This is a genomic window from Paenibacillus tundrae (genome assembly GCF_036884255.1).
Lineage (GTDB): Bacteria > Bacillota > Bacilli > Paenibacillales > Paenibacillaceae > Paenibacillus.
In genome coordinates this window covers 4,042,216-4,055,041 of sequence record NZ_CP145605.1, presented here as the reverse complement: position 1 = coordinate 4,055,041, position 12,826 = coordinate 4,042,216, and the positions used below count along the sequence as shown (strand labels likewise).

Annotated in this window: 10 protein-coding genes; 7 read left to right on the top strand and 3 right to left on the bottom strand. The window is 45.0% G+C overall.

What is annotated here, in order from left to right; translation table 11 throughout:
• Positions 1-27: 27 nt before the first annotated feature.
• The 7 genes from parE (at position 28) to V6W81_RS18090 (ending at position 10,567) form a co-directional block, all read left to right on the top strand.
• On the top strand, positions 28-2,007 hold the full coding sequence (gene parE, locus V6W81_RS18120; protein WP_145047408.1) for a DNA topoisomerase IV subunit B: 1,980 nt from the start codon (positions 28-30) through the stop codon (positions 2,005-2,007).
• Between the two features lie 12 nt (positions 2,008-2,019).
• Positions 2,020-4,482, top strand: coding sequence for a DNA gyrase subunit A (gene gyrA, locus V6W81_RS18115; RefSeq protein ID WP_338539985.1), 2,463 nt, complete (start codon positions 2,020-2,022; stop codon positions 4,480-4,482).
• 237 nt (positions 4,483-4,719) lie between these two features.
• Positions 4,720-5,166, top strand: a complete 447-nt coding sequence (locus V6W81_RS18110; RefSeq protein WP_145047406.1) for a MarR family winged helix-turn-helix transcriptional regulator — start codon at positions 4,720-4,722, stop codon at positions 5,164-5,166.
• Positions 5,167-5,416: 250 nt separating this feature from the next.
• Positions 5,417-5,734 carry an ArsR/SmtB family transcription factor gene (locus tag V6W81_RS18105; RefSeq protein WP_338539984.1) on the top strand — a complete coding sequence of 106 codons (318 nt, stop codon included), beginning with the start codon at positions 5,417-5,419 and terminating at the stop codon, positions 5,732-5,734.
• Positions 5,727-8,270 (top strand): FAD-dependent oxidoreductase, encoded by a 2,544-nt coding sequence (locus V6W81_RS18100; RefSeq protein ID WP_338539983.1) that lies wholly within the window; start codon positions 5,727-5,729, stop codon positions 8,268-8,270. The genes V6W81_RS18105 and V6W81_RS18100 overlap by 8 nt, the downstream gene beginning before the upstream one ends.
• 345 nt (positions 8,271-8,615) lie before the next feature.
• Positions 8,616-9,062: a MarR family winged helix-turn-helix transcriptional regulator gene (locus tag V6W81_RS18095; protein WP_145047403.1), complete on the top strand. Its 447-nt coding sequence runs from the start codon at positions 8,616-8,618 to the stop codon at positions 9,060-9,062.
• Complete coding sequence (locus V6W81_RS18090) at positions 9,059-10,567, top strand: DHA2 family efflux MFS transporter permease subunit (protein ID WP_145047402.1); 1,509 nt, start codon at positions 9,059-9,061, stop codon at positions 10,565-10,567. The genes V6W81_RS18095 and V6W81_RS18090 overlap by 4 nt, the downstream gene beginning before the upstream one ends.
• A 76-nt stretch (positions 10,568-10,643) precedes the next feature.
• Here the strand turns inward: V6W81_RS18090 and V6W81_RS18085 are convergent, their stop codons facing one another.
• The 3 genes from V6W81_RS18085 to V6W81_RS18075 all read right to left on the bottom strand — a co-directional run bounded on the left by V6W81_RS18085 (position 10,644) and on the right by V6W81_RS18075 (position 12,622).
• Positions 10,644-10,958 carry an MGMT family protein gene (locus V6W81_RS18085; RefSeq protein ID WP_338539982.1) on the bottom strand — a complete coding sequence of 105 codons (315 nt, stop codon included), beginning with the start codon at positions 10,956-10,958 and terminating at the stop codon, positions 10,644-10,646.
• Positions 10,959-11,030: 72 nt separating this feature from the next.
• Positions 11,031-11,756: an RluA family pseudouridine synthase gene (locus V6W81_RS18080; RefSeq protein WP_338539981.1), complete on the bottom strand. Its 726-nt coding sequence runs from the start codon at positions 11,754-11,756 to the stop codon at positions 11,031-11,033.
• 2 nt (positions 11,757-11,758) lie between these two features.
• The gene (locus V6W81_RS18075) at positions 11,759-12,622 is read right to left on the bottom strand and encodes a class I SAM-dependent methyltransferase (protein WP_145047516.1); all 864 of its coding nucleotides are present in this window, start codon (positions 12,620-12,622) and stop codon (positions 11,759-11,761) included.
• Positions 12,623-12,826 lie beyond the last annotated feature (204 nt).

The window sequence follows — 12,826 nt, the reverse complement described above, 5'->3', positions numbered from 1 at the left end:
GTTGGTAGTGAAGAAGGGGGAGCATGAATGGTCGAGCAAATCGATATGTCGGCAGGTTCGACAGGCGGAGGACAAGGGTCTTCAGGCTACGACGCGGACGACATTCAAGTACTTGAAGGACTGGTAGCGGTTCGGAAACGGCCCGGGATGTACATCGGCAGCACCAGTTCTTCGGGTCTGCATCATTTGGTATGGGAGATTGTTGACAATGCTGTCGACGAACATCTCGCCAAATTCTGCTCCAAAATCGATATCACCCTGCATAAGGACGGTTCCATTACGGTTCAGGATAACGGAAGGGGAATTCCGACAGGTATACATAAAACAGGGATTCCTACTCCCCAGGTCGTGTTTACGATTTTGCACGCAGGCGGAAAATTCGGTGGATCAGGATACAAGAAATCTGGCGGACTTCACGGCGTTGGTGCTTCGGTAACGAACGCTTTGTCTGAGTGGCTAGAAGTTGAAATTTTCCGCGATGGTAAGATTCATCGTCAACGATTCGAATATTGGCAAGATAAAAAAGGTGTAGAGCATGTCGGAGAGCCTATTACAGGCCTTGAAGTGCTGGGCAATACTAATCGCACCGGAACGAAGGTTACGTTCAAGCCGGATATTCGTGTTTTTCAAAATGGTATTCAGTTAAATTACGATACACTCGCGGAGCGTTTGCAGGAGATTGCTTTCTTAAACTCCGGTCTACGGATTGTGCTCAAGGACGAGCGCTCAGGAAATCAAGATGAGTACATGTATGAAGGTGGAGCAAGTCAATTTGTCGCATACTTGAACGAAAATAAAGATGTGCTACATGATGTCATTCATTTTGTTGCGGAGAAGGATGATATCGAAGTTGAAGTGGCGATTCAGTACAACGCAGGTTATACCGAAACGCTGGCGTCATTTGTTAACTCCATACCTACCAGAGGTGGGGGAACACATGAGACCGGATTCAAGACGGCCTATACCCGTGTGATGAATGAATACGCAAGACGGACGAACATGATTAAGGAAAAGGACAAAAACCTAGAAGGTAACGACCTTCGTGAAGGTATGATGTCTGTTATAAGTGTCAAAATGTCTGAGGTTGAGTTCGTCGGTCAAACGAAAGACCAACTCGGAAGCGCATCTGCTCGAAGTGTAGTGGATTCTGTCGTGGCAGAGAACATGCAACGGTTCTTAGAAGAGAACCCACAGGTTGCACAGACATTGATTCGCAAAGCAGTTCAGGCTTCTCGTGCAAGAGAGGCAGCGCGTAAGGCACGTGACGAGATGCGTTCAGGCAAGAAACGTAGTGAAAGTTCCAATCTGAACGGTAAGTTAACTCCGGCACAATCGAAGGACTTTTCTCGGAATGAGTTGTTCATTGTAGAGGGAGATTCGGCGGGAGGTTCAGCGAAACAAGGGCGGGATTCCAAAATTCAAGCCATTCTTCCGCTGAAAGGGAAGCCGCTAAACCCAGAGAAGGCCAAGCTTGCTGACATACTGAAAAATGAAGAGTATCGTGCAATTACTGCTGCCATTGGAGCAGGTATTGGTACCGAGTTCGCGGTTGAAGACAGCAATTATTCCAAAATCATCATTATGACAGATGCCGATACAGACGGTGCGCATATCCAAGTATTGTTGCTAACGTTCTTTTATCGCTACATGAAACCTTTGATTGATGAGGGTAAAGTGTACATTGCTCAGCCGCCGCTATACAAAATCACTAGCAAATCAGGCAAAATGTCAACCGTTCGTTATGCTTGGACGGATGAACAGTTGGCTAATTACATGAAAGAATTAGGTAAAAACGTCGAACTTCAGCGTTACAAAGGATTGGGCGAGATGAACCCTGATCAATTGTGGGAAACGACAATGAATCCAGAGTCGCGTGCATTGCTCAAAGTGGAAATTGTGGATGCGGCAAAAGCAGAGCGACGGGTATCCACACTTATGGGTGACAAAGTAGATCCGCGTAAACGCTGGATTGTAGAGAACGTTGACTTTACAGAGTACGAAGAATAGAAGGTGCTTGGAATGAGTCTATCAGAACAATTTATGCCGGCCTTTCTCGAAGAGGTCGTAGGTGACCGTTTCGGTCGCTACTCCAAATACATTATTCAGGATCGGGCAATCCCCGATGTGCGTGATGGGTTAAAACCCGTGCAGCGGCGTATTTTGTATGCCATGTATGACTCGGGTAATACGCCTGAGAAGCCGTATCGTAAGTCTGCCAAAACCGTTGGAGACGTTATGGGTAATTACCACCCTCATGGTGACTCCTCCATCTATGATGGTATGGTGCGGATGGCACAGCCATGGAAAATGGGCCATATGCTGGTGGACGGTCATGGTAACTGGGGCTCGCAGGATGATGATCCGGCTGCAGCGATGCGTTATACAGAAGCACGTTTGTCACCGATTGCGATGGAGATGTTACGTGATATTGAGAAACGTACTGTCTTGTTCAAGGATAACTTTGATAACACAGCTAAAGAACCCGTTGTATTGCCCTCACGTTATCCGAACTTGTTGGTTAATGGTGTAAGCGGGATTTCTTCTGGCTTTGCAACGGAGATCCCAACGCATAATCTGCGGGAGGTCATTGACGCAAGTATTGCTGTGATGGAGAAACCTTCGATTGAGCTAGAAGAAATTATGATGTTCATGAAGGGGCCGGACTTTCCAACAGGTGGATTGATCATGGGCGGTGATGGCATTCTAGATGCGTACCGCACGGGTAAAGGACGTATCTATATTCGCTCCAAAACGGATATCGAGAACATGCGTGGTGGCAGACAGCAAATTGTCATTACGGAGATTCCTTATCAAGTCGTGAAGTCTCGCCTAGTCACCGCGATGGAGAACATCCGTCTGGAGAAAAAGGTCGAAGGCATTGCTGAGGTACGTGACGAGAGTGGGCGTGAAGGGTTACGGATCGTAATCGAATTGAAAAAAGAAGCGGATGCACAGGGGATTCTGGCATATTTGCTCAAAAAAACCGATTTGCAGGTCACCTATAACTTCAATATGGTGGCGATCGTCAACAAAGCCCCGCAGCAGTTGGGCTTAAAAGCGATTCTGGAAGCTTATATTGCTCACCAGCGTGAAGTTGTGACGTTCCGTACCCAGTATGAGCTGGAGAAAGCGGAAGACCGTGCACATGTGCTAGAGGGGCTTGTTAAAGCACTGAATATTTTGGATGAAGTGATCGCGGCGATCAAAGCATCAAAAAACCGCCAAGATGCTCAGAATAACCTAATGTGGATGTTTGGATTTTCCGAGCGCCAAGCGGATTCAATACTTACCCTGCAATTATACCGTTTGACTAATCTGGAGATCACTTCGCTGGAGAAAGAACTTGGCGATCTGATGAAAAAGATTGCACAGCTACGTGCTATTCTTGATAGTGACCGCAAGCTAATCGGAGTAATTCGTAAGGAATTGTTGGAGATTCGAGAGAAATACGGTATTGATCGTCGCTCTGCAATCCAAGGCGAAGTCGAAGAGCTTAAAGTTAATTTGGAAGTGCTGGTTAATGCGGAAGATGTATTTGTGACTTTATCCAAAGAAGGATACATTAAACGCACAGGCATGCAGTCCTTTTCAAGATCTGGTGGGGAACGTAACGGTAGCGGTGTAAAAGAAGGGGACTATATATCACAAGTCCTTGAAGTAAATACACTTGAAAACCTACTGGTATTCACAAAGAAAGGGCAATACTTCCTTCTGCCTGTTCATCAGGTGCCAGAGTTCAAATGGAAAGATCCAGGGACAGCTATTGTCAATGTGATTCCACTTGCCAAAGATGATCGGATATCCACTGTGCTTGCAGTGAAGTCCTTTGAGGAGCCTAATCATAGCCTGGTGTTTGTGACTCGTAACGGCCAGGTGAAGCGTACCGAATTGAAAGAGTATGTAACGAAACGTTCGGGTGCTGTGGCTGCGTGCAAAGTAGGTAAGGATGATGAGGTATTATCAGTGCATTTAAGCACAGGTGACAAAGAAATTATGCTGATTACCAAAGAAGCAATGGCGATCCGTTTCCGTGAGGATGAAGTTAATCCGATGGGACGGGTATCCGGTGGTGTACGCGGGATTCAGCTAAAAGATACAGACGAAGTGGTTGCTGCTTTATGGGTAGAGGGCGATGAAGGTGAAGTTGCTGTGTTGTCTGATCTAGGCTATGGCAAACGTTCATTATTGCTCGATTATGCATTACAGAGCCGCGGAGGCAAAGGTCTTGCAACATTTGAGTTTAAGGAAGGCAAACGGGTTAAGCCGAACGGTAGCCGTATTGCAGCAGCCTTCTATTGTCGTGAAAAACGAAGCTTTAATGTAATGACCAAGGAAGGGCATACTCATGCGATTTCTTCGGAAGGTGTGCCGATTACGGAGCGTAAGCATATTGGTAAGTTACTTGTACATGTAGATAAGCAAGATGAAATTATGGAATTGCTCGGAGACTTTACGGAAGATGCTTCCGGCGCATCATCATAAATTTCAAAAATAGTTATAATAGAAGACTCTTCACAGTGCAGCGATCCTGTCATGTGAGGAGTCTTTTTTTGTTGCTATGAGGCGGATTACAAGAGAGCTTTTATGCGAAGTTTAACAACCTTCGTCGATTACGGTCGATCGCTAGGAAATTGAAAAAACCCAGCAGGAATGCGGCTTTTGAGGGCGAAAACTTAAGCAGGTGAAGTGATAACCGGATGCAGAGAGGAGCGTTATAACATGTATAATTCCGATTTTGCGAAGTGCTGGTCAAGGTTAACAAAGGACTATAAATTGCATATGGATCAAGAATTAGCCCCCTCCCTAACTGAAGCTCAGTTGGCAGTACTGGAGGTTCTTGAGGATCACCAGAGAATGAAGCCATCTGATTTGATTCCTTTTTTGGCGACTACACCTGCGGCGGTGACGATGTTGCTTGATCGCATGGAGAAGAATGGTCTCATTCGTAGAGATCGAGATAATCAAGATAGACGGATCGTCTGGGTTTCTCTATCGGACAAAGGACGGAAGGAAACGGAGCGAGGCATTGCTATTCGCAACGACTTCATGAATTCGGTGCTTAGTAATATTTCAATGCACAATCAACAACTACTGGTATACCTGCTTGGCAAGATGACAGCACCCAAAACCAACGTTCAAGAGCCGGCCTTAACGAGTTCAGGTTAAACTAAGGCAATATAACTAAAAAGTGATACGAAGTACGTATATATCTGATGACTTGCCAGCAGAATTGATGTACCCCTGAGCATACTCCTGGTTTTTATAAGCTGGGAATATGCTTTTTGGGTTGAATTGATTTTGAATTGTTATAACAGAATAACAATGAATTCATACGATATGCCTTTTTAGAAAATAAAATTGACAACAAAATCAATATATCGTAATATTACGATATAACGTTTTAGGAGGAATTATTTTGGAATTGCCTGCTTTTGATCGGAATCAATTAAAACAGTTTGACGAACCAGCTGAGTTACTTAAGGCGCTTTCTCACCCGGTGCGTTTATGTATTGTTCGTGGTTTGATGCGCAAAAAGAAATGTAACGTTTCATATATGCAGGAATGTCTGGATCTTCCGCAATCAACGGTGTCACAGCATCTGCAAAAGCTTCGCAGTGCAGGAATCGTAGCTACAGAGCGAAATGGTCTTGAAGTAAATTACGTACTTGCAGATGCACGTGTGGAGCAGTTAATTAGGATTTTATTCGAAAAGGATGAATGCGAAGATGAATAAACGTAAAAAAGTGTTAATCGTGGGAGGTGTCGCAGGGGGTGCATCTGCTGCTGCACGCCTCCGGCGTCTTGACGAACATGCAGAGATCATTATGTTTGAAAAAGGGCCTTATATTTCATTTGCTAACTGCGGCTTGCCTTATTACATTGGAGGTACAATTGAAGAGCGTACACGACTACTTGTACAGACACCGAAAGGTATGGAGGAACGATTCAACATTGATGTGCGAACACAAAGCGAGGTTATAGCTGTTGATTCAAGTAAACGCACCGTAAAGGTACGCAGTGCTATACGTGGTCTATATGAGGAAAGTTATGATGAATTAATTTTGTCGCCTGGTGCCCATCCGCTTGTGCCTGATCTGCCGGGTAAAGAGAACCCATTGATCTATACCGTGCGGAATATTCCCGATATCGATAGAATAAAAGAACAGATAAGTTCTCATAACAACCAAAGTTCAATTGTTATCGGCGGTGGATTTATAGGTGTAGAAATGGCTGAAAATTTGAAGGAAGCTGGACTCGATGTAACTTTGGTTGAAGGCAATGATCAACTGTTAACACCGTTTGATCCTGAACTTGCGGCTACGCTGGCGCAAGAGATGGAGCAGCATGGAGTAAATCTCATATTCTCGCAACGAGTTCAAGGCTTCCGGACACTGGATCGAGGTATCGGCGTGGAATTGTCCGATGGCACTATATTATCTGCTGATCTGGTTATTCTGGCGATCGGCGTTACACCAGACACTTCATTTTTACAGGACAGTGGCGTGGCTCTTGGTTCGCGTGGGCACATCCTTGTTAATGAAAAGATGGAGAGCAGTATTCCGCATATTTATGCCGTGGGTGATGCCATTGAAGTGAGGGATTACATTCATGGTGCGCAGACAGCAATTCCCCTTGCGGGTCCTGCGAACAAACAAGGACGCATTGTAGCGGATCAGATTGCAGGTCTCTCAACAACTTATAATGGGACTCAAGGAACGTCGATCATCAAAGTATTTGGGTTAACGGGTGCATCTACCGGCAGCAATGAGAAAACGCTCAAACGAATGCAGATAGACTATCGTACTGTGATCGTACATCCAGCCTCCCATGCTTCCTATTATCCAGGTTCCAGTGCAGTGACATTGAAATTGCTCTTCTCTTCGAATGGGAAAATTCTAGGTGCACAAGCTGTTGGTTACGAGGGGGTGGACAAACGAATTGATGATATTGCGGTGGCGATTCACTTCGGAGGAAATGTACGAGATTTGACAGAACTTGAATTGAGCTATGCACCGCCATATTCTTCTGCGAAAGACCCGGTAAACATGGTCGGGTATGCTGCTGAAAACATGATTGCAGGTCGATTAGACTCATTCACGTATGATCAGCTGGCAGAGCGCAATCCTGTTGAGTCTGTATTGTTAGACGTACGAAGTGACCTAGAATACCGTAACGGCAATATTCCAGGTTCATTGTCCATTCCGGTGGATGAGCTGCGTCAACGTCTGGATGACCTAGATGCTTCCAAAGAAATTTGGGTTTATTGCCAGGTAGGCCTTCGTGGTTATACCGCCACACAAATTCTACGCCAGCATGGCTATAAGGTGAAAAACTTGAGCGGGGGGTACAAAACCTATCGTCAGGTACAATTCAAACCTGAAACCGTCTTAAGAGGTGGCATCGACGGGGACAACGGAAGGAACAATAGTAACGACATTAATCGCCATGAGATAAATAAAGCAGATGATGGGCAAGGGGAAATTCCGATGGATGACGAAACCAAGCAAGGCTCACAAGTACATTCGTCAGATGAACTTCGCATCGATAACGAATTGAACGTATGTGGTCTGAGTTGCCCTGGGCCTTTAATCGAGGTTAAACAAAAAATGGATCAGCTGGTAGACGGACAAACTCTCCGAGTGAAAGCTTCCGATCCAGGATTCTATGAGGATGTGAAGGCATGGGCTACAATGTCCGGGTCTGACGTTCTTAAGCTGGAGCGGGACAAGGGCGGGGTGATTGAGGCAGTTTTAGCCAAGAATACTTCACCTATTACAAGCCATTCACAGCAACTTGATAAAGCCAGTACTATGGTGGTATTCAGCGGTGAACTCGATAAGGCTATTGCCTCATTCATTATTGCCAATGGGGCAGCAGCAAGCGGACGGAAAGTAACGATGTTTTTCACCTTCTGGGGCTTAAATATCATTCGCAAGCACGAGATGTTGCAAGCACCTGCTAAAACAGGTATGGCTCGTATGTTTGATATGATGCTGCCAAGCAACAGCCTCAAGCTGGGACTCTCCAAGATGAATATGTTTGGTACAGGTTCAAAGATGATACGGGGGCTGATGAAAAAAAATAATGTCGCTTCGCTGGAGCAACTTATGGAGTCTGCTATCGCACAAGGGGTAGAGATCGTGGCTTGTCAGATGTCGATGGATCTGATGGGCATTCAGCATGAGGAATTAATTGATCAGGCTGTCATTGGTGGCGTTGGTTATTATCTCGGACAAGCAGATCAGGCGAACCATAATTTGTTTATCTAAAAGTATAATCGAATCATTAAACTCAATCTTATTCTCGAAATGATCAACCTCTATTTCACCTCAAGTGGAATAGAGGTTTTTGGTGATCATGACGACTAGAACAACGTTACAGTTCAAGACTATGGCTGCATAATCTCATCGTTCAGGGAAAAGCTACAATCAAACTGATTAGCTCCTACCGGGCTTGCTTATATATTTTATATATCAAATATAATATGTTCTAATATTATTTTAAAAATCATATGTAAAGAGTTGACTATGTAAATATTTTTGTTATAATAAGTAATTGTTCCCCTGATATTTCGTGTGCGAAATATTATATTCCAAAAGTAAACGGGTGAAACAATGACTGATACGTATGAAGTATTCTATATTATTAATTCGTTCCGACAAGTGAATCAAATGCTCTTCAGAGCATTCTGGAATGAAAACAAGCAGATCGAGTTGACCTCTATTCAGTTTATGGTGTTATCCATTCTGAAGGAGCGACCTTCAATCGGAGTCAATGAAGTGGCAGAACTTTGCCATATGGGAAGCAGCTCTATGAGTGCGGTTATAGAGCGTCTCGTGAAAGGTGAATACCTCATCCGGACTCGTTCACATGCTGACCGCCGATCCGTTATGTTGCAGATTACGGATAAAGGGGAGAAGGCGCAGCAGGAGACACATCACCTATGGATGGAAAGAGTATCGCCTATTCTGGACATTCCGAAGGAAGATCTCGATCATCTGCTAAGAATTCATACTCAAATGATTGAAAAGTTAGAAGGAAGAGAGATGAACAACCAATGAGTACAACCGCTACAGCGCCATCCGTAGGGATGGACAACATCAAGAAAGGGCCAATCGTTGCCGCTTTGTTAATAGGTGCTTTTGTAGCCTTCTTGAATCAAACCCTGATGAACGTAGCTCTTCCTAAAATCATGGAAGACCTCGCGATTAACGCGAATAAGGCCCAATGGCTTACAACTGGATATATGCTCGTCAATGGTGTACTGATTCCCGTTACAGCATATCTCATTGCCAAATTTTCTACACGTCAGATTTTTATCACGGCTATGATGCTTTTTACATTAGGAACACTGGTCTGTGGGATTAGTCCTACCTTCGCCATTCTCATGGTCGGTCGTGTTATTCAAGCAGCAGGCGCAGGTATCCTAATGCCGCTGATGACCGTTGTTTTCCTGACAATCTTCCCGATTGAGAAACGTGGTCAAGCCATGGGTACAATGGGGATTGCGATGATTTTGGCTCCAGCGATCGGACCTACATTGTCAGGTTACGTGGTAGAGCACTATTCCTGGAGACTGTTGTTCTACATTATTCTGCCATTCTCTATTATTGCAACAGCAATCGGTATTGCATTTGTCAAAAATGTAACACGTCAATCTAAACCGAAATTGGATTACCCAGGCGTCATCTTATCCACACTTGGATTCGGTAGCTTGTTGTATGGTTTCAGTGATGCAGGTACAGATGGATGGGGCAGTGCAATTGTTATCAGTTGCCTGATTGTAGGTGCACTTTCCCTGGTACTATTCGTTATTCGTCAATTGACAACCGATCATCCGCTTCTAGAGTTCCGTATTTTCAAATACAACATGTACACACTAACAACGATTATTAACATGCTAGTAACGATGGCTATGTTTGCAGGCATGATTTTGTTACCTATTTTCTTGCAAAATATTCGTGGGTTCTCACCAATCGAATCTGGGCTCCTGATGATGCCAGGTGCAATCCTGATGGGAATTATGTCCCCGATTACTGGTCGTATTTTCGATAAAGTAGGGGCTCGTTGGTTGTCCGTTGCGGGTCTCGCGATTACAGCCGTTACGACCTGGGGACTTAGCCGTTTAGCGATTGATACAACATATGGCTATATGATGTTTATCTACACAGCTCGTATGTTCGGGATGTCCATGCTGATGATGCCAATTCAGACAGCTGGTCTGAACCAACTGCCTCAGCGTCTCAATGCACATGGTACGGCAATGTCTAACACACTTCGTACTGTAGCAGGTGCGATTGGTACGGCGATCTTGGTCACTATTATGAGTAGTAAGCTGAAGTCACATCTGGCAGATACACTTGCTCAAGGACAGATCAATCCGGATGACCAAGCAGCAATGTTGCGTGCGACCGCAGACGCTACGATCTATGGTGTTAACTATGCCTTCACGGTAGCGACTGGTATGACGATTGTGGCTATGCTGATGGCGTTCTTTATTCGTAAAACGAAGCCGGCTGTCGAACCGACGCCTAAGGAATCGTCCGAAGTTAACGCAACAGCGTAATGCATCATGTTTCACGTAAAATGAAATTGTACAAAAAGAGAGCCTAGACAGATTAATCTGTCTAGGCTCTCTTTTGTTATTCAGGCTCAGGCTGGTAACCAAATAGCACAAGATCAATAGTTCCATCGAGCTTAAATTCAACACCTTCACTGATTAGCTCGGTTTCTTGAATCAGCCGTGAATGTTCATCTGGAATGGCAATTTCACCTTTGGCGTTCACGACTCGGTGCCAAGGGAGACGTTCCTTCCGGCTCATGGAGTGTAGAATACGTACAACCTGTCTTGCAGCTCGTGGGCTTCCGGCATGAGCTGCAATCTGTCCATAGGTCATGACTTTGCCTTCAGGAATAGAAGAGATGATGGAGACGACATTTTGTGTGAATGGTGTCATAAGAATGAATTTTCCTTTCACATAAGAATAAAACCGTGTACCCATGTCTAAGCGGGATACACGGTTATTGTACTATTTCTGAAAAGCCTGCTCGTACAAATTGAATGGCCATTCAGCCCAAGGGAATTCCCGCGGAGGAAGTGATATTAGCGTAATCTCTTCTTTGGTTACTGGATGGGGAAATCCTGCAATAGTAGACCAGAGGGCGATCTGCTGCCCTGGTTTATTCACTCCAGCGCCGTACTTCTGATCCCCGAACAGAGGGCAATGGATGGCTTGCATCTGTACCCGAATCTGATGGGATCTGCCTGTATGCAGTTCAACACGCACAAGGCTGTATCGGTCATTCTGACCGAGCACTTGGTAGTCTAATACGGCATCTTTACCGCCAGGTGTGCCTGGGGGCACGACGGTAACCGTATTTGTGCGGGCATCCTTCAGCAACGTATGCTTCAACGTGCCACGCTGAGCTGGTGGCTTGCCATGCACAACAGCTGTATATATTTTACGGAAATCTCGTCCTCGAACAGTCTCAGACAAACGAGAAGCCGCTTTGGATGTTTTGGCAAAGATCATCGCTCCACCGACAGGCCGATCAAGTCGATGAACGAGACCAAGATACACATTGCCCGGTTTGTTGTAGCGTTCCTTCAGATCCTGTTTAAGCAGTGTGAGCAGATCTGGATCTCCAGAGGCATCCTCCTGTGTTGGGACGTTCACGGGTTTAACAATGCCAAGCAAGTGATTATCCTCAAACAAAATAGGTATATCTACCGTACGGTGTGAATGATCAGACATGACTAGGACTCCCAGCGGCCCAAAATGCCGCAAGGCAGGTCAAGACCACTACGTGTAATCGGCAAGCCAATCTCACCTGCGGTAATGTTGCCTCCATATTGAGCGGACATCGTCATCGTAAGCATGTTACGCAACACCGTTGGAGAGATACCCGTTGTGTATGAGTTAATAAGCAAGAATAACGGATTATCCGACAAAATGTTCATGCAGGACTTAAGGAACGGGTACAAGTTCTGTTCCAGCTTCCAAGTCTCTCCATTGGGTCCTCGACCATAGGAAGGAGGATCCATAATAATCGCATCGTAACGGTTACCACGACGTTCTTCCCGTTGTACGAATTTGAATACATCATCTGTAATGAAACGAACAGGGCGGTCTGCCAGCCCAGATAACTGCACATTTTCCTTCGCCCATTGTACCATGCCTTTGGCTGCATCTACGTGCACAACAGAAGCGCCAGCATAGGCAGCAGCAACTGTTGCTCCGCCTGTGTATGCAAACAGGTTCAATACGGAGATTGGACGACCTGCGTTCTTAATTTTATCCATCATCCAGCTCCAGTTAGCGGCTTGTTCAGGAAACAGACCGGTATGCTTAAAGCTAGTTGGTTTAATATGAAATTTAAGATTTTCATAACCAATTGTCCAGCGTTCAGGAATCGGCTTTTTCATATCCCAACTGCCGCCACCAGAAGAACTACGATGGTAATGACCATGCACCTGACGCCATTCATTCGTTTCTTGTTTAAGTGGCCAGATAATCTGTGGATCGGGTCTACGCAAAATGACATCGCCCCAACGTTCCAGCTTCTCGCCGCCTCCTGTATCAATTACTTCATAATCCTTCCATTGATTAGCTACGTACATATTCATTTATCCATCCTTCAAAAGTCATTTGGATACTATTGTACAACAAAAATAGACATATACGCCAGTTAGGGGGGCGCAAGACCTATAAGAAAACAAGCTTGTGAGGAAGGTTGCTCCACACAATGATGTATAGTTTCATACCAATATGCTTTTTAGTGTTGTTTCTAAGTTAGCTCCGTATACTAAAATTGATTACATTGG